This is a genomic window from Streptomyces sp. DSM 116795, assembly GCF_055792905.1.
Window position 1 is genome coordinate 5727709 of sequence record NZ_CM147707.1, and the last position, 18586, is coordinate 5746294.

The 18586-nt window shown below is 69.4% G+C and carries 11 protein-coding genes; 2 read left to right on the top strand and 9 right to left on the bottom strand.

The window, feature by feature from the left end; all coding sequences use genetic code 11:
• The first annotated feature begins 128 nt into the window (after positions 1-128).
• Entirely contained in the window at positions 129-806 is a 678-nt protein-coding gene (locus ACSMXX_RS24705; RefSeq protein ID WP_473180893.1) for a class I SAM-dependent methyltransferase, read from the top strand.
• Positions 807-812: 6 nt separating this feature from the next.
• On the opposite strand, the gene ACSMXX_RS24710 is transcribed toward ACSMXX_RS24705, so the two are convergent.
• On the bottom strand, positions 813-2018 hold the full coding sequence (locus tag ACSMXX_RS24710; protein ID WP_473180894.1) for an acyl-CoA dehydrogenase family protein: 1206 nt from the start codon (positions 2016-2018) through the stop codon (positions 813-815).
• 71 nt (positions 2019-2089) lie between these two features.
• On the opposite strand from ACSMXX_RS24710, the gene ACSMXX_RS24715 reads away from it, so the two are divergent.
• A complete protein-coding gene (locus ACSMXX_RS24715) occupies positions 2090-2740 on the top strand; it encodes a TetR/AcrR family transcriptional regulator (RefSeq protein ID WP_473180895.1) in 651 nt (216 codons plus the stop codon).
• 15 nt (positions 2741-2755) lie between these two features.
• Here the strand turns inward: ACSMXX_RS24715 and ACSMXX_RS24720 are convergent, their stop codons facing one another.
• From ACSMXX_RS24720 to ACSMXX_RS24755, 8 genes are all read right to left on the bottom strand, one after another.
• On the bottom strand, positions 2756-4060 hold the full coding sequence (locus ACSMXX_RS24720) for a TRAP transporter large permease (protein WP_473180896.1): 1305 nt from the start codon (positions 4058-4060) through the stop codon (positions 2756-2758).
• 1 nt (position 4061) lies between these two features.
• Positions 4062-4640 carry a TRAP transporter small permease gene (locus tag ACSMXX_RS24725; protein ID WP_473180897.1) on the bottom strand — a complete coding sequence of 193 codons (579 nt, stop codon included), beginning with the start codon at positions 4638-4640 and terminating at the stop codon, positions 4062-4064.
• 104 nt (positions 4641-4744) lie between these two features.
• Positions 4745-5848 carry a type 2 periplasmic-binding domain-containing protein gene (locus tag ACSMXX_RS24730; RefSeq protein ID WP_473180898.1) on the bottom strand — a complete coding sequence of 368 codons (1104 nt, stop codon included), beginning with the start codon at positions 5846-5848 and terminating at the stop codon, positions 4745-4747.
• 175 nt (positions 5849-6023) lie between these two features.
• Complete coding sequence (locus ACSMXX_RS24735) at positions 6024-7856, bottom strand: choline/carnitine O-acyltransferase (RefSeq protein ID WP_473180899.1); 1833 nt, start codon at positions 7854-7856, stop codon at positions 6024-6026.
• A gap of 8 nt (positions 7857-7864) precedes the next feature.
• Positions 7865-8854, bottom strand: coding sequence for a class I SAM-dependent methyltransferase (locus ACSMXX_RS24740; RefSeq protein ID WP_473180900.1), 990 nt, complete (start codon positions 8852-8854; stop codon positions 7865-7867).
• A gap of 93 nt (positions 8855-8947) precedes the next feature.
• Positions 8948-9817 (bottom strand): HalD/BesD family halogenase, encoded by an 870-nt coding sequence (locus ACSMXX_RS24745; RefSeq protein ID WP_473180901.1) that lies wholly within the window; start codon positions 9815-9817, stop codon positions 8948-8950.
• Positions 9818-10392: 575 nt separating this feature from the next.
• Positions 10393-11754 (bottom strand): ABC transporter substrate-binding protein, encoded by a 1362-nt coding sequence (locus ACSMXX_RS24750; protein WP_473180902.1) that lies wholly within the window; start codon positions 11752-11754, stop codon positions 10393-10395.
• A 616-nt stretch (positions 11755-12370) separates the two neighbouring features.
• The gene (locus ACSMXX_RS24755) at positions 12371-17896 is read right to left on the bottom strand and encodes a beta strand repeat-containing protein (protein WP_473180903.1); all 5526 of its coding nucleotides are present in this window, start codon (positions 17894-17896) and stop codon (positions 12371-12373) included.
• Positions 17897-18586: the final 690 nt, after the last annotated feature.

The following is an 18586-nucleotide window of genomic DNA, read 5'->3' on the forward strand; positions in this document are numbered from 1 at the left end:
CCGCGGGCCGCACCCCTGTCAGCCGGGGTGCGGCCCGCGGCCGTCGGGTGAGCGCGCCCCGGGCGCGGACACACCCTGGGCCGGTTTTCGCGCTCCGGCAGGGCGAGCCGCCCCGGTAGCCTTCCGGCATGGCCCTGTCCGAGCGCCCTTCGCGTCCCGCCGTGCACGGGTTCTGGGAGGACACCGGCGCGACGAAGACCTTCACCCACCCACTCGACCATGCGCTGCTGGAGCAGTACGTGCCCCGGGGCGCGCGCGTTCTCGACTACGGATGCGGCTACGGGCGGTTGACGGCACAGCTCGTGGAGCTGGGTTACGGGGACGTCCACGGCGTGGACCCGTCCCGGGCGCTGATCGAGCGCGGGCGGCGCGAGCATCCGGCACTGCCGCTCGTACGGTTCGACGCGCTTCCCCTGCCCTTCGAGGACGGCAGCTTCGACGCGGCGCTGCTCTTCGTCATCCTCGGTGTCGTCACCGGCGACGCGGACCAGGAGGTGCTCGTCGCCGAACTCGCCCGTCTGGTACGGCCGTCGGGGGTGCTCTACCTCAGCGACGTACCGCTGCAGACCGACGAGCACCATGTGCGGCGCTACGAGGAGGCCGCGGCCTCTTCTCCCGGCCGTCCCTACGGCGTCTTCTCCACCCCCGACGGCGGGCTCTTCCGGCACCACCGGCCGGAGGAGCTACGGGAGTTGCTGCGCACCCACGGCTTCACCGTGGAGGAGGAGCGCTCGGCGGCCACGGCCACGCTGCATCACGGCGAGACCACCCGCAGCGTCCAGGTGATCGCCCGCCGCACGCCCTGAGCGCGGTCAGCGGAAGGCCGCCTCGCCCGTGAGCGCCTGGCCGATCACCAGCTGGTGCACCTCCGACGTGCCCTCGTAAGTCAGCACGGATTCCAGGTTGTTGGCATGCCGCATGACCGGGTACTCCAGGGTGATCCCGGCGGCGCCGAGCATCGTGCGGCACTCGCGCGCGATCGCGATCGCCTCGCGGACGCTGTTGAGCTTGCCGAGGCTGACCTGCTCGGGCCGCAGCGAGCCGCCGTCCTTGAGCGTCCCCAGATGCAGCGCCAGCAGCATGCCCTTGCCCAACTCCAGTGACATGTCGGCGAGTTTGGCCTGAGAGAGCTGATAGGCGGCCAGCGGCTTGTCGAAGATCTCGCGCTGCCGGGCGTATTCGAGAGTCGTCTCCAGGCAGTCCCGCGCCGCCCCGAGCGCTCCGAAGACGATGCCGTAGCGCGCCTCGTTGAGGCAGGAGAGGGGGCCGGAGAGCCCGACGGCCTCGGGGAGCACCGCGGACTGGGGCAACCGCACGCCGTCCAGAACGAGTTCGGACGTCACCGACGCGCGCAGCGACATCTTCTTCTTGATCTCGGGGGCGGAGAATCCGGGGGTGCCGGCCGGCACCACGAAGCCGCGGACCTTGTTCCCCGGGTCGTCCGTCCTGGCCCACACCACGGCGACGTCGGCGACCGACCCGTTGGTGATCCACATCTTGGTGCCGTCGAGCACCCAGTCGGAGCCGTCGCGCACCGCGCGGGTGCGCATGCCCGCGGGGTTGGAGCCGAAGTCCGGTTCGGTCAGGCCGAAGCAGCCGATGGCGTCGCCCGCGGCCATGGCGGGCAGCCACTGCTGCTTCTGCTCCTCGCTGCCGTACTTCCAGATCGCGAACATGGCCAGCGAGCCCTGCACGGAGACCAGGGAACGCAGCCCCGAGTCGCCCGCCTCCAGCTCCATGCAGGCCAGTCCGTAGGCGGTGGCGGTGGTGCCCGCGCAGCCGTACCCGTCGAGATGCATGCCGAGGACGCCCAACGAGCCCAGTTCCGCGGCCAGTTCGCGGACGGGGATCGAGCCGTCCTCATACCAGTCGGCGAGCTTCGGCTGCACCTTCTCCACGACGTACTGGCGGACGGTGTCCCGGATCGCGCGGTCCTCCTCGCCGATCAGGGCTTCGGTGCCGAAGAGTCCGAGCGGGGTCTGGGGCGTCACGGGCGGCACGGAGATCTCCTCGTCCATCGCGAACAGCGTTAGGTTTCTCTCTGGACGTACGTTAACCTAACGGCGTTAGTTTTCACAAGGAGCCCGCGATGCCACGCCCGAAGTCGCCCCTGCTCAGCCGGGAGCTGATCCGTGACACCGCGCTGGAGCTGATCGACGCCGAGGGCATCGGCTCCCTCTCCATGCGCAATCTCGCCCTGAGGCTCGACGTCCGGGCCGCCTCGCTCTACAGCCACTATCCCGGCAAGGACGCCGTCCTGGACGCCGTGGCCAACCTCCTTACGCGGCAGGTCGACACGTCCGCCTTCGAGCGCGGCTGGCGCGAAGGGCTGGAGACGTGGGGCAGGTCGTACCACGCGGCGCTCAGCAAGCACCCGAACGCCGCCCCGGTGGTCGCCGCGGGTACGGGCAGACGCGAGGACTTCCTGGCCATGGCCGACGCCGTGCACGGCGGGCTCGTCGGGGACGGCTGGCCGCCCAGGTACGCGACGATGATCGCCGCCTCGGTGAAGTACCTGGTCATCGGCGCCGCCACGACACCCTTCGCGAGCGGCTTCGCGGACGACACCCGCGTCTATTTCGAGCGCTACCCCAACCTCGTACAGGCGCACCTGATCCCGGCGCACGCCGAGGAGATCGACAGCGACAGCTTCGAACTCGCCCTCGGCGGCCTGATCGCGGGTCTCGAAGGGCTGCACGCGTCGCTGACGGCCGGCTCGAAGCCCCGGGGGCGGGACTGAGCCCGGTCGAGTCGGCTATTCCCGGCCCAGCAGCAGGTCGGGGAGCCACAGCGTGATGTCCGGGAAGGCCACGAGCGCGGCGAGCATGACGCCGTCCGCCACGAGAAACGGCCAGATGCCCCGGAACGCCTCGTGGACGGGCACCTTGGCCATGCCGCTGACGACGTAGACGTTGAGCCCCAGGGGCGGAGTGAGCAGCCCGATCTCCACCGTCTTCACGAAGACGACCGCGAACCAGTACGGGTCGAAGCCGAAGGCCTCGATCAGCGGGAAGACGATCGGGATCGTCAGCACCTGGATCGCGAGCTGGTCCATGAACGCGCCGAGAACGATGTAGACGCACAGCAGGACCACCAGAATCGGGTACGGGCCGAGCGGCAGCCCCGAGATCGTGTCGGCGAAGCTCTGGGGTATCTGCGTCGCCGACATGAACCGTCCGAAGACGAATGCGCCCACGATGATGAGGAAGATCATGCCCGTGGTCTCCGCCGCCTCACGGGCGGCGGCGAACAGCTGGGGGAAGCGGATCCTCCCGAAGAGGAGCGCCAGGACGCCGATGCCCAGGACACCGACCGCGGCCGCCTCGGTCGGCGTGTAGAGACCGGCGTAGATCCCGATGATCACCAGCCCGATGACTCCCAGAGTGGGAGCGACCTCCCCTGTGGCCGTCAGCTGCTGACGCGCCGTGAACCGCGGCCCCTTCGGAAGGCTTTCGGGCCGCAGCTTCGCGATGACCGCCACCGCGGCGATGAACGTGACGGCGGTGAGGACGCCGGGAACGACGCCGGCGGCGAAGAGCCGTGCGACCGAGGTGTCGGTGAGCAGCGCGTAGACGATGAGGGTGATGCTCGGCGGGATCATCACCGCGATGGTTCCCGAGGCGGCGATGCAGGCCAGAACGGTCCGCTGTTCGTAGCCGTACTTCTTCGACTCGCTGATCGAGACCTTGCCGAGAGCCGCGGCGTTGGCCGTCGAGGATCCCGACGCGGCGCCGAGCACCGCTCCGGCGCCGACGATCGCCATGGCGAGGCCGCCGCCGATGCGGCCGACCAGGGAGTAGGCCCAGGCGAACAGCCGTCCCCACAGGCCTCCTTGGGTTCCCAGAGCCCCCATGAAGACGAAGAGGGGTATGGAAAGCAGCACGAAGTTCGCCGACTCCCGGTAGAGGGAGGTGCCCAGGTACGTCATCGCGATGCCGGGCCCGAAGACGATGAGCGAGCCGCCGGTGCCGGCCACGAGCATCGCGAGACCTACGGGTGTGCCGGTGACGAGCAGCACGGCCAGGGCGATGAGGCCGGCGAGAATCCCGATGGTCTCCATGTCAGGTGTCTCCCGTGCGGTCGCCCGCTCGTGTGCTGCCGGCACCCGGTTCTCCAGGCCCGTCGTCCCGCCCGCCGGAATCACCGGCTGCGGACGCCTCGTCGGTCCCTGGTTCGTGTTCCTCCCTGAGCCAGGAGCGGCCCTCGCGTGCGACGCGCAGCAGGAGCAGGAACGTCCCGGCGAAGATGATCAGCCGGAAGGGAGCGATGTCGAAGGTGTGGAGTCCGACCGTCGACTCGCCCGTGCGGAAGGAGAAGACAGCCGTGGTGAGCGCCGCCCACGCCGCGACCGCCAGCCCTGCCGCACAGATCCCGACAACGGCCCGCTCGACGTACGCTGCCGCCTTCCGCGGGAGCCGCCGCGTGATGACGGTGATGCGGAGATGGTTCGCCGCGGGGACGGAGAGATAGATCAGCGCCACCATCAGGCAGCTGCCGACGAGTTCGTTGCTCGACGGGATCGGCCGTCCGAAGACCGCACGGGAGACGATGCCCGCGAGCACGATCAGCGCGATGACGATGAGTACCCCGCCCGCGAGGTTCCCCGCGACGACGTGCACCGAGGGCGTCGCGGCGCGCACACCCCTCGGGGCCGTCGGGGGCGTCCCGGGCGTCCTGTGTGTCCGTGGTCCGTTGTGACCGGCCATTGATCCTCTCCCGGGACGCGTCGGCCCTGACGGCCGCCTCATCGGGTCCGCTTTCCGGTGTGCTGCTCCAGCAGCCGCTTCCACTGGGCGATGGCCCGCTCGACGGCCGGCCGGTCCATCCCGTCCGCCACCAGCTGGTCCACCCACTTCTCCTCCACGCCGGCCAGTTCCTTCTCGACCTGCGGAGTCTGCTCGACGGTGTGCACGTCCACGCCGTCGCGCTTCCACTGCTCGATCTCCGAACCGACCTGGTCCCGCAGCTTCTTCGCCGCCGAGACGACGGTGCGGTCTCCGGCCTCCCGGAGTACGCGGCGGTCCCTGGGCGGCAGTTGCCTCCAGCGGTCGAGATTCATCCCGTAGCAGACCGGGAAGGCGCCCAGATCCACGCCGAGCACCGCGGACTTGATGAGTTCGTAGGTGGAGTAGTCCCGCATGCTCGTCACCGAGAGGCTCAGTCCGTCGATGACGCCGCGGTTGAAGGCGTCGTACGCCTCCGCCGCGTTGAGGTCCGTCGATATGGCCCCGGTCGCCTCTATCGAGTGGGGGAGGACGGTGCCCGCTGCCCGTATCTGCTTTCCGGAGAGCTTCGGCAGCGAGTCCACGGACCGGTCGGAGAACTGCAACTGGTAGTTCGTGGTGGTGAAGCAGAACAGCGGCCGCATGTTCCACTTGCGGAAGTCCGACTGGATGCGGGGATTCGTCCGCACGTACTGCCAGAAGGCCTTCGACGCTCCGACCACGTCCCGGTCCTCGAAGAGCCCGGGCAGCTGAGGGACGTACATGAGGGGCATCTGGCTGTCCATGTACAGGATGTTCGCGATGTCGGCGGCGCCGGCCCGTACCGCCCAGGGGTCGTCCTCCACGGCGATGAGCTGCTCGGAGGAGCGGTAGTCGAAGCTCAGCCGCCCCCGGGAGCCGTCCTCGACCCGCTTCATGAACGGCTGGAAGCCCGCCTCGCCGATCGAGTGTGTCGGGGTGTAGAGGTCGGCCACCACAAGTGCCTTGCCGGGGGCGGGATCCGTGGTGGTGCCGCACGCCGTCAGGACCAGAGCGCAGGCGGCGACCGCCACGGTGCGGATCCGGCTCGCCCACATCTCGGACTTCCCTTCGGAAGGGCCTGCGGTCCGCCTGGTGAAACGCACGTACCGCTCTGTGACCGCAGATAGTGGCACCGCTGGTCAGCGGAGGTCAATAGAGCCGCACGGCAGACGCCCCGGATCAGACCGGACCGGCACCGATGACGTCGGTGCCGGTCCGGTCTGATCCGGGGCGCGGTTCCGGGTGCGGGGTGCGGTGCGGGGGCGCAGCCCTGGGGCTCTACTCGGCGAGCAGCTCCCGCAGTTCGGCAACCGCCTCGCGCAGCTTCTCCGTGAAGGCGTGCATCTGGTCCGCCACGCTCTGCGGAGTGCTCAGATACAGGTTGAAGCGCTCGGGCAGCAGTACGTATGCGACACCGATGCAGCGGCTGCTCGTCGAACCGAAGCCGAAGAACTGGATGTTGACGGACGGTGCCGAGCTGGTGCTCAGATAGTCGTCGCGCATCGTCAGCCAGCCCGCGCTGCGGTACAGCGACGGCTGTTCGAGCACCCCCAGCTCCGCACCGCGGCGGCGCTGGATCAACTCCAGCTCCCACAGGTGCTGTTCGGGCACCTCGACGGCCTGGCACTCCTTGGCACGCTCGACGTGCCGGGCCGCCGCCGCGCGGCAGGCCGCGCGCCGCGCCGCCGCGTCCGCGTCCGGGTCCTCCATGGCGTCCACGAAGGCGTACATCTCCGGCGTCACGACCCGCATCGCCTCCGTACGGCCGTGCTTGTACTGCCGCGTGGCGATCGACTCGTACGTCGCGCCGAGATGGCCCTTCGCGCGCCGGTGTGCGAGTTGGTAGGCGAGCTGCACGAAGGCGTCGGGCGAGACGCCGAGTGCCTTCGCGTCGCTGCTGCCGAAGTCGTCGAAGGAGACCGTGCGCGTCGCGGTGCTCCGCCCGTACTCGGCGAACGCGTCCGCGGCCGAACGCACTTGCTCCCGCAGCGCGTCGTCCAGCCGGAACTCCACCGGCTCCGCACGCGGCGGGCCCTGCGTGCGCGCACCGGACTGCTCGGAGTGCACAGCCGCGGGTACGGGCAGCAGCGCGTCGACGAAGCTGAGGATGGTCGTGCCGTCGAGTTGGCAGTGCTCCACGTTCAGCCCGGCACGTCCGTCCTCGAAGACGACGAAGGACACGGCCTTGTCGAACCAGCGGTTGCCGCGGTCGCCGTGGAGCAGCTCGTCGCACGCCTCCTGGACGCCGGCGGGCGCGAAGTCCTCCAGACACAGGCAGAACAGCGCGTCCTCGACGGTCTCCAGGGCCTCCGCGTTGCCCGGGCCGCAGTCCACCAGCGACGCGCGTGCCCTCGCCCACTCCGCGCGGGCCATGGTGGTGAGGTGGCCCACCCGGGAGCCGGGGTCGGCGGGTTCTGCGCCCGCCTTCATCACGTCACGCAGCCCGGCCTCCAGGTCCTCCAGGCTGTGCGGGGCGCCGTCCTCGCCGACGACGTCCATCCGGAAGGTGTTGCCGCGGAAGAACACCAGGATGTGCCGTGCACGCGAGGGGCCGGGCCGTTCCTGCGAGTAGGGCGTGCGGGAGGTGTCCTGCTCCTCCCCAGGGATCCGGGTGCTGGAGAAGAGGTACTTCAGCTGCTCCATCGACTGCGGCGTCCCGCGCTGCACGACGGGCGGAATCAGCTCCTCGTCGATCTGCCGCTTGTATTCGAGGGCGCCGGCGATGAGCCCTGCCGCCCTCTCCACCTGTGGCTCGCCGGTGTCCTGGAAGAGGAAGAAGAAGTTGGCGTTCAGAGCGATGCGGTCGCGCCGCCCCAGGTAGCGGTACGGCCAGAAGGTGTCGAGCCAACTGTGCACGCCCTCCGAGGAGTCGTACTCCTCCAGCGCCGTCTGCAGCACCCGGCCGGGCCCGTCGGGGGAGAGGAATGCGGTCACCTCGGCCTCGGTCGCGGCCAGTTCGCCCGGGGAGAGCAGCGGAGCGCACCAGGCGAGGAACTTCTCGCAACTGGCCTCCAGGGTGGGCAGCGGCACGCGCGGCAGCGAGTCCTCCCGCGCGAAGGTGGGGGTGGTCGTCGCGCTCTCCCGGGGTGCGCTGTGCTGACTGGTGTTCAATTCCGCTCTCACTTCGGCTCGTTGATGGTGGGTGGTGTGACTGACGCGGTGGCACCGGCTCCCGGCGGGGCCGCGGATTCCCGTGCGAGGCGTTCCCGGGACCAGGGCCATCCGGCGGTGTCCGACGGACGGGAAAGATACAGGCGCGCGTGGAGCCAGCCGTCCGCCTCCAGGCCCTCCGCGTCGACTCCGGCTTCCTTCATGGTCTCCAGTACCTGCGTCTGCTCCTGGGGCGAGGCGAACCGGCGCTGCCGGAAGACGTCGTCGACACAGACGGTGCTGTATCCCAGTTCCTCCAGCGCCCGCTCGACCGGGCCGAACGGGAACATGCGGAGCACGAAGTGCGCCATCCAGGGCCGGTGGCCGCCCATGGAGCGGACGATACGCGTAAGAGTGCGCTCGGTGACATAACCGATGCAGCCCGTCGAGATCACCAGATCCGTACCGGCGAACTGCGCGCGCTGCCGCGCCGACGGCTCGTGCTTCTCCAGATCGGCGTGGACGATGTCGTCGAGGAAGCCCGCCTCCAGCGCGTACGCCAGCGCGCTGCCGGAGGTGTCCAGGCCCACGAAGCGGAGCGGACGGGTGGGCCGGTGCGACCGTGCCAGCTTGCGGTCGCGGGCCAGCAGCGCCTCGGGGGTCTCCTCGGCACGTGCGGCGTCCGCCGTCCCGGTCCCTGTCCGGGCGCCGGTCCCGGCCCTGGTCCCGGGCTCGCCGCCGGCGAGGTGCTCGTCGCAGTAGCGGGCGTAGAGGGCGTCCATGGTCACGTCGTACTTGAGCAGCGCGGCGTTGATTCCGTACGAGCAGCCGATGTCGAGCACCTTGGGCACCGCCACCTGCATCGTGTCGCGGTATTCCTCGACGAGCTTCGCGAAGTAGGGCTTGGCCTGCTGCGGCACGCAGTATTCGAGCTTGCGCAGCTCCCTGAAGTAGGCGCGCGGATCCGGCCCGTTGTAGATGTGGTCGAGCGTGACTTTTCCGGTGGCGTCGAAGCGCACGGATTGCTCCTGAGGGGGTGGCGGGGAGAGTTCGCGGCGGACGTCGGGCCCTGCCCCTCCGCAGCGAGGGGGGCAACTCTCGTTCACAGCGGGCTAATCGAGCAGCCGGTCACCGCGCACGGCGCGGCCCTCGGCCTCCAGATGCTCCGGCAGCACACGCCCGAAGAGCTGCCGGGTCCGCGAGACGCTCCCGATGACGCCGGGGCGCTCGCTGTAAGCGAAGATCGCCGAGTGGCGGGCGGGTTCGCCCCGCACGGGGCTGACGCGGTGCAGGGAGAAGCGCCCCTTGAAGAGCTGGAGATCGCCGGGACGCAGCGGCAGACGCCGTGTCAACTCCGCGCCCCTGCCCTGGAGTACGTCCCGTACCGCGTCGAAGTTCTCCTCCTGCGCGGACCTGATGTTCGGGCAGTACTCGAAGACGCCGCCTTCCTGGGCCTCCTGGGTGAGCATGCTGACGGTGAACTCGTTGGTGTCGAAGTGCCAGGGGTGCTCCATGCCCGGCTCGACGACGTTGAGCACGAGCCCGGAGAGCGGGTCCGCCAGCTCGTGCAGCCGGTCGAGCTCGAAGCATCGCGCGATGAAGCCCTGGAAGACCTCGTCGGAGTAGAGGCGGCTGATGAGGGAGCGGGCGGGGATGCGGTCCCGCGGTACGAAGGCGTTGCCGCGCTCGAAGGCGATGCGTCCCGGATGGTCCTCGGGGAGGTCGGGGCCGGCGGCCATGTTGTAGACGTTGACGGTCGCGACGTCGAAGTGCGCCCGCGGCGCCATGTCCGCGCCCTCCTGCCGCAGCGTCTCCTGGAGGGACGGACGGATGAAGTCCGGCAGCACGGTGCAGCCGTCGGCCAGCAGATCGTTCCTGGCGCGGGAGAGGACGGCCCGTCCTCCGTCGCTGTCGAGGTCCGTGAGGGGATACCGGTCCGTGTCGACCAGCTCGTCCAGTGTCGTGGCTTGCGAAGTGCTCATCCGATCCTCTCCCGCCGCGGCCCGTCCGTCCCGGGCCGACGTGCGGACCGGACCGCTGGGGGAGCCACCCGGCGCGCCGGCGCACATGTCGACGGCTGCCGGTGTGGCCCGCATCCCGACCGGACCTCGCTCCCGGAATCCCAGCAACTCTACTGATGAGTAACGGAGTTGAAGCTCCCACATCCACGCTCGTGCTGTCTGTGACACGTCACACGGTCGTCACATCGCGGCGGTGCATGAGGGCGTACGAGAGTGCGCACGGTGGGTCGACGGGCGGCCGTCGGGGGTGCCATGGCGGGAGCGGAGCAGGAGCGGGAGCGGGGCGGGAACCAGCGCCGGGCACCCGGGAACGGACCGTCGGGCTCACGCAGGGCCGGCGGGGCGCCGGGGCCGGGACCAGGACCCGGGCCGGTTGCCGGAGTTCCTCCTGTGCGGCCGCGAGGGTCCGTTCCCGGTCGGCAGGACCGGGCGACGCGGCAAGCAGACCGATTGCGGGTGGTGCGGGTGGTGCGGGTGGTGCGGGTGGTGCGGATCGGTCGGTGTGCGGTCGAGGTGCTGTGCGGTTGCGGTGTTCGTCAGCCCGTCGTGCCGGTGGCCGACGCGTCCAGATAGGCCTTCGCCGCCGCCTCGTCGAGCTTCTGGGCTGTCGCCTCCGGGTCGGACGGGTCGCGGATGAACTCCTGCAGCAGCCGCCACTCGCCCTGGCCGGGTGTGCCGCCGAAGTCGCCCGGCGCCTGGTCGGACATGTCGAACTGCACGGCTTCACCGGCGTCGACGAGGGACTTGGCGACCTTGCGGGTGGTGTCGTCCGGGTAGGCGTTCAGGTTCAGATTGATGTTGGGTGACAGGAACCCGCCCTCCTTGGCCCAGATCTCCGCGGCCTTCGGGCTCGCCAGGTACTCGATGAAGGACATGGCCATTTCCTTGTTCTTGGCCTCCTTCATGGCGACCGCGGCGTCGCCGCCGCTGATCACGGGCGCCTGCTTGCCCTTGCCCACGGGCGGGAACTCGAAGAAGTCGGCGTCCTCGTCGACGTCCCTGTTGAACTCGCCGGATATGATCCCGGCCACGAAGTCGCCCTCGTAGACCATGGCGGCCTTGGGGTCCTTGCCGTAGACCGCGCCGACGGACTCGTTGAGGTCGGTGCGCAGGGCCTCCGTCCCGCCGCCCTCCACCAGTTTGTCGCCCTTGAAGAGCTTGCCGAAGGTCTTGAGGGCCTTGATGACGGAGGGGTCAGTCCACCCGATCTCGTTCGTGGCCAGCTTGGCGTAGTTGGCGGGCCCGGCCTGCGCCAGGTAGATGTTCTCGAACCAGTCGGTCAGCGGCCAGGCGTCCTTCCCGGCCACTGAGAAGGCCGAGGTGCCGGTCGCGGACAGCTTCTCGCCGCTGTCGACCATTTCCGTGTAGTCCTTCGGAGGCTGCACTCCGGCCTTCTCGAAGGTCTTCGGGTTGTACCAGACGGTCGACTTGTGCGACGCCTTGAAGTAGAGGCCGTAGAAGATCCGCCGCACGCTGCCGTAGTTCTGCCACACGAGCGCGAAATTGCGGGCGGCCTCGAGTTCGACCTCTGGCGGCAGCGGCTCCAGCCATCCCTTCTGGGCGAACTGCTGGAGCACACCCACCTGCGGCACCATCGCCACATCAGGAGTCTTGCCGCTCTTGCGCAGATCGCGGATGAAAAGGGCGAAATCGTCACGGCCCTGCGCGCGGCTGGAGAGGAACTTCACTTTGGCGCCCGTCTTCTTGGTGAAGCCGTCGAGCACCTTTCTGAAGGCCTTCCCCTCGCCGCCGTTCCAGGTGCCGGCGACCGTGAGGGTCTTGCCGCTGAACTCCTGTTCGCCGGAAGCGCTGTTCAGGCCGCTGCACGCGGTCGCCGTAATGGCGAGTGCGGTCGCGGCGGCCGCAAGACGTGATACCGCAATGCGAGGTCTTCTCATGATTTCTCTTTCGGGGCAGCTTGCGCGGGGTGCTGAAGTCGCCGATCCACCAATTCCCAGTGGAGCCGGAAGTGCTGTCGCGAGCAGGCGCCGACAGGCCAGGAGCGGTGAAGCATCGAAAGCGCCTGGTCCGGGGCGGTGCTCGAGCTCGCTGTTCAACTGTCCGTCGCCACGCGAGGGTTGGAGCTTCGGGCGGGCGTCTCAGTGAGCGCGGGCTGCCCTCCGTACGGGCATCGCTCACGGCGCAGATCAGGCCCGTAACGGGAGAACCGTCAGACGGGCTGGTCTGACCCGACCGGTTCGCGGGGTGTACGCGCCTGACAACGTAGTGCAGTCAGTAGCCCTGGAAAACGGTTGTGGCGGAATGCGGCGTAAAAATCTACTCGCGAGTCGCCCTGGACGAGCGACCGCTTACCGCGTTCGTCACCAAAAGGAGCAAAGAGACCGGGGGATTGGTGTGTGCTGAAACGCAGTGACGGACATGGGCGAAATGAATCCGATGAAGGATATACGCCGGTTGATGCGGTCGTGCAAGATGCGTGCCCCATCGAAGACTGCGAACACGGCCGCGCCGGGCCGCTGGAGGCGGCCCGGCGCGGGTTGAGGACGGATGGGATCAGGGCACGGACGGGACCGGTACGAAGGTCAACGTGGCCGTTGCCGAGGACGGGTTGATGCAGGGCACTCCCGCGAAGGAAGCCGTGTACGTGGTGGCGGACACGACGGACACCGGGACGACGAAGGTCGGCGGTGCGAGGGTCGCCACACCGCTGGCGTTGGTGACCGCCGACCCGAGAACGAACGGGCCGCCTGCGGTGTTGGCGGTGAAGACCACCGTCTGGCCCGCGATGGGAGCCAGCGTCGCGCTGTTCCTGAGCGTCGCGTTCATCGTCTGGATGACCAGCTGGCCGTTCGTGCGCCTGCGGATCTGCGCGGGCGGCGCCGTGACGGTGGTGTTGACGACGGTCGAGACGATGTTCACCGTGCCCGAGGACGTGGCGAAGCAAGCGGTTCCGTTGTAGCTCGCGGTGATCGTTCCGCTGGACAGGCTGGAGGAAGTGAAGCAGGCCTGCCCGCCCGTGAGCGGAACAGTCGTGTTGACCCCGGGACCGGTGAAGGTGACGGTTCCGGTGGGTGTGGAGGGTCCGCCGGTGACGGTGGCGCAGACCTGGACGGACTGGCCGCAGGTGGACGGGTTGGGTGTCGCCGTGACGGTGGTCGTGGTGGCTGCCGCGTTGACGACGATCGGCAGTGGTGTGGCGGTGGAGGTGGCCCAGCAGGCGTCGTTGGGCGTGTAGGTGGCTTGGACGTTGCCGGTGGTGAGGGTGGTTGAGGTGAAGCACGCCTGCCCTGCGACGAGCGGGACGTTGGGGTGCAGAGTGCCGTTGGGCTCGGTGAACGTGACGGTTCCGGTGGGTGTGGAGGGTCCGCCGGTGACGGTGGCGCAGACCTGGACGGACTGGCCGCAGGTGGACGGGTTGGGTGTCGCGTTGAGGGTTGTGGTGGTGGCTGCGGGGTTGACGGTGAGGTTGACGGGGGTGGCGGTGGAGTTGGCGAAGCACGCGGGGGTGTCGCTGTTGTAGGTGGCGGTGATGGTGCCGCTGTCGAGGGTGGTGCTGGCGGGTGCGCAGGCCTGGCCGGCGACGAGCGGGAAGGTGCCGGTGACTCCCGCGGTGCCGCCGAAGGTGACGGTTCCGGTGGGTGTGGAGGGTCCGCCGGCGACGGTGGCGCAGACCTGGACGGACTGGCCGCAGGTGGACGGGTTGGGTGTGGCGCTGATCGTTGTGGTGGTGGCCGCCGCATTGACGGTGAGGTTCACGGGGGTGGCCGTGGAGGTGGCGAAGCAGCCCGGGTCATCGCTGTTGTAGGTGGCGGTGATCGTGCCGCTGCTGAGGGTGGTGCTGGCCGGTGCGCAGGCCTGGCCGCCGACGAGCGGGAACGTGCCGCTCAGGCCGGCCGTGCCGCCGAACGTCACCGTGCCGGTGGGTGTGTTCCCCGGGACGTCGTTGTTGGCGACGGTGGCGCAGACCAGGACGGACTGGCCGCAGGTGGACGGGTTGGGTGTGGCGCTGATCGTCGTGGTGGTCGCCGCCGGGTTGACGGTGAGGTTGACCGGGGTGGCCGTGGAGGTGGCGAAGCAGCCCGGGTCATCGCTGTTGTAGGTGGCGGTGATGGTGCCGCTGCCGAGGGTGGTGCTGGCCGGTGCGCAGGCCTGGCCGCCGATGAGTGGGAAGGTGCCGGTGACTCCCGCGGTGCCGCCGAAGGTCACGGTGCCGGTGGGTGTGTTGCCGGGGACGTCGTTGTTGGCGACGGTGGCGCAGACGGTGATGGAGTCGCCGCAGGTGTAGGGCCCGGGCGGGGTGAGGTTGATGGTTGTGGTGGTCGCGGCCGGGGTCACGGTGAGGTTGACCGGGGTGGCCGTGGAGTTCGTGAAGCAGGCGGGGTCGCCGCTGTTGTAGGTGGCGGTGATGGTGCCGCTGTCGAGGGTGGTGCTGGCCGGTGCGCAGGCCTGGCCGCCGATGAGTGGGAAGGTGCCGGTGACTCCCGCGGTGCCGCCGAAGGTCACGGTGCCGGTGGGTGTGTTGCCGGGGACGTCGTTGTTGGCGACGGTGGCGCAGACGGTGATGGAGTCGCCGCAGGTGTAGGGCCCGGGCGGGGTGAGGTTGATGGTTGTTGTCGTCGCGGCCGGGGTCACGGTGAGGTTGACCGGGGTGGCCGTGGAGGTGGCCCAGCAGGCGTCGTCCGGGTTGTAGGTCGCTGTGATGGTGCCGCTGTCGAGGGTGGTGCTGGCCGGAGCGCAGGCCTGACCGGCGATGAGCGGGAACGTGCCGTTGACTCCTGCGGTGCCGCCGAAGGTGACCGTTCCGGTGGGTGTTGAAGGTCCGCCGGTGACGGTGGCGCACACGGTGACCGACTCACCGCACGTGACGGGGTTCGGAGTCGCGTTGATGGTTGTGGTGGTGGCTGCGGGGTTGACGGTGAGGTTGACGGGGGTGGCGGTGGAGTTGGCGAAGCACGCGGGGGTGTCGCTGTTGTAGGTGGCGGTGATGGTGCCGCTGTCGAGCGTCGTGCTGGCTGGGGCGCAGGCCTGGCCGGCGATGACGGGGAAGGTGCCGGTGACTCCCGCGGTGCCGCCGAAGGTGACGGTTCCGGTGGGGACGTTGCCGGGGAAGGCGTTGTTGGCGACGGTGGCGCAGACGGTGATGGGGTCGCCGCAGGTGTAGGGCCCGGGCGGGGTGAGGTTGATGGTTGTGGTGGTGGCTGCGGGGTTGACGGTGAGGTTGACGGGGGTGGCGGTGGAGTTGGCGAAGCACGCGGGGGTGTCGCTGTTGTAGGTGGCGGTGATGGTCCCGCTGCCGAGTGTCGTACTGGCTGGGGCGCAGGCCTGGCCGCCGATGAGTGGGAAGGTGCCGGTGACTCCCGCGGTGCCGCCGAAGGTCACGGTGCCGGTGGGTGTGTTGCCGGGGACGTCGTTGTTGGCGACGGTGGCGCAGACCAGGACAGACTGGCCGCAGACGGCGGGGTTGGGTGTCGCGTTGATCGTCGTGGTGGTCGCCGCCGGGTTGACGGTGAGGTTGACCGGGGTGGCCGTGGAGGTGGCGAAGCAGGCGGGGTCGTCGCTGTTGTAGGTGGCGGTGATGGTCCCGCTGCCGAGTGTCGTGCTGGCTGGGGCGCAGGCCTGGCCGGCGATGACGGGGAAGGTGCCGGTGACTCCCGCGGTGCCGCCGAAGGTGACGGTTCCGGTGGGGACGTTGCCGGGGAAGGCGTTGTTGGCGACGGTGGCGCAGACGGTGATGGGGTCGCCGCAGGTGTAGGGCCCGGGCGGGGTGAGGTTGATGGTTGTGGTGGTGGCTGCGGGGTTGACGGTGAGGTTGACGGGTGTGGCCGTGGAGTTGGCGAAGCACGCGGGGGTGTCGCTGTTGTAGGTGGCGGTGATGGTGCCGGTGCTGAGGGTGGTGCTGGCGGGTGCGCAGGCCTGGCCGGCGACGAGTGGGAAGGTGCCGGTGACTCCCGCGGTGCCGCCGAAGGTCACGGTGCCGGTGGGTGTGTTGCCCGGGAGGTCGTTGTTGGCGACGGTGGCGCAGACCAGGACAGACTGGCCGCAGACGGCGGGGTTGGGTGTCGCGTTGATCGTGGTGGTCGTCGCGGCCGCATCGACGGTGAGGTTGACGGGTGTGGCCGTGGAGGTGGCGAAGCAGGCGGGGTCGTCGCTGTTGTAGGTGGCGGTGATGGTGCCGGTGCTGAGGGTGGTGCTGGCGGGTGCGCAGGCCTGGCCGGCGACGAGTGGGAAGGTGCCGGTGACTCCTGCGGTGCCGCCGAAGGTGACGGTTCCGGTGGGGACGTTGCCCGGGAGGTCGTTGTTGGCGACGGTGGCGCAGACCAGGACGGATTCGCCGCAGGTGGACGGGTTGGGTGTCGCGCTGATCGTCGTGGTCGTCGCCGCCGGGGTGACGGTGAGGTTGACCGGGGTCGCCGTGGAGGTGGCGAAGCAGGTGTCGTCCGGGTTGTAGGTGGCGGTGATGGTGCCGCTCGTGAACGAAGTGCTTGCCGGTGCGCATGCCTGTCCGGCGACGAGTGGGAAGGTGCCGGTGACTCCTGCGGTGCCGCCGAAGGTGACGGTTCCGGTGGGGACGTTGCCGGGGAAGTCGTTGTTGGCGACGGTGGCGCAGACCAGGACGGATTCGCCGCAGGTGGACGGGTTGGGTGTCGCGTTGATCGTGGTGGTGGTCGCCGCCGGGTTGATCGTGAGGTTTTCCGTGGTGACGGAGCCGGTGAAGCAGGCGGGGTCGTCGCTGTTGTACGTGGCGACGATGGTGCCGCTGTCGAGCGTCGTGCTGGCTGGGGCGCAGGCCTGACCGGCGACGAGTGGGAAGGTGCCCGTGACTCCCGCGGTACCGGTGAACGTGACGGTGCCGGTGGGTGTGTTCCCTGGCACGTCGTTGTTGGCGACGGTGGCGCAGACGGTGATGGAGTCGCCGCAGGTGTAGGGCCCGGGCGGCGTGAGGTTGATCGTGGTGCTGGTCGCGGCCGCGTTGACGGTGAGGTTGACCGGGGTGGCCGTGGAGGTGGCGAAGCAGGTGTCGTCCGGGTTGTAGGTGGCGGTGATGGTGCCGCTGTCGAGGGTGGTGCTGGCGGGTGCGCATGCCTGTCCGGCGACGAGTGGGAAGGTGCCGGTGACTCCCGCGGTGCCGCCGAAGGTGACGGTTCCGGTGGGTGTGGTGGGTCCGCCCGCGACGGTGGCGCAGACGGTGACCGATTCGCCGCAGATGGCGGGGTTGGGTGTCGCGTTGATCGTGGTGGTCGTCGCCGCCGGGTTGACCGTGATGTTGACGGGTGTGGCGGCGGAGGTGGCGAAGCAGGTGTCGTCCGGGTTGTAGGTGGCGGTGATGGTGCCGCTGTCGAGGGTGGTGCTGGCCGCGCAGGCCTGACCGGCGACGAGCGGGAACGTGCCAATCAGGCCGGCCGTGCCGCCGAAGGTGACCGTGCCGGTGGGTGTGGTGGGTCCGCCGGCGACGGTGGCGCAGACGGTGACCAAGTCACCACAGGTGAAGGGCCCGGGCGGCGTGACGTTGATCGTGGTCGTGGTCGTCGCCGGGTTGACGGTGAGGGTGAACGGTGTGGCGGTGGAGGTGGCGAAGCAGGGCGGGCTGCTCGGGTTGTAGGTGGCGGTGATGGTGCCGCTGTCGAGGGTGGTGCTGGCCGGAGCGCAGGCCTGGCCGGTGCCGTCGACGACGAAGGTGCCGGTGACGCCGGCGGTGCCGCCGAAAGTCACCGTGCCTGTGGGGATGTTGCCCGGGATGTCGGTGTTGGCCACGGTGGCGCAGACAAGGACGGAGTCGCCGCACGTCGACGGGTCGGGTGTCGCGCTGATCGTCGTCGTGGTCGTGGCCGGAGTCACGGTGAAGACGACCGGCGGGTCGGAGAAGGACGGGGCGGAGAGCCCGCCTCCCGGGTACAGGGCGACGGCGCTGTGGGATCCAGCGGGTACGTCGCCGGGGAGGGTGCTGAGGGTGACCGTGCCGACGCCGGAACCCGGAGTCGCCACAACCAGGTTGCCGGTCAGGGGCGGTCCGTCGTTGCTGATGAAGATGGTGACGGGACCGGACGGGTCTCCGTTGGTGCCGGGGTCCGCTTCCGTCACCGTGACGGTGAACGAAACAGCGTCCCCACAAATCGGAGTAAGCGGTGTGGGAGGGCTGAGTGTGGTGGTCGTTGGCATGCTGAGTCCTCTCATCGGTCCACGGACGGAAGGCGAGAGCCTTGTGCCGTTGACGCGGTTCGACTGAGTCAATGACCGTGCGGCATCGGTGTGTTGAGAGCCGGCGGCCAGGCCAGAAAGGAGCCGACGGCTCACCTGCCGACATCTTCAGTAGGCGTCTCAATGCGGAGTTGAGCTAGATGAGCGGACGCGATAACCCCCGTTCGGCCGAGCGCAATTGGGAGTGAGGGGGCGCATAAACCGAGGGAGGGACGGCGCCTCCGCGCACGGGGTCTTTGTCTCAAAGAACAGGGGTGCGGGGCTGTTTCGGTCATCCCGGCACATGGTTACCCGCCGTATGTTCTCCACCAGGACGAGTGAATCGACGAGACCCGGGGGGGCTGCCCTCTCCGGAAAATCGATGAAGCGCCGCCCGCGCCCCCGTAGTGCTGCGCAAGGGCCGACCGCGCGCCCCTGATTGGCGAGGTGCGGCGTTCGAAGCGCAAGTCCCCTGGCTTTCGGCTCAGTTGACATCCAAGAGGTCACCTTCGCCGGTGGAGACCGGATGCCGATTTCATCTCGAGCGCCTGCCGGGGAGATTCCCGGCCGCCTCCGGACGTTTGGTCGCGCGAC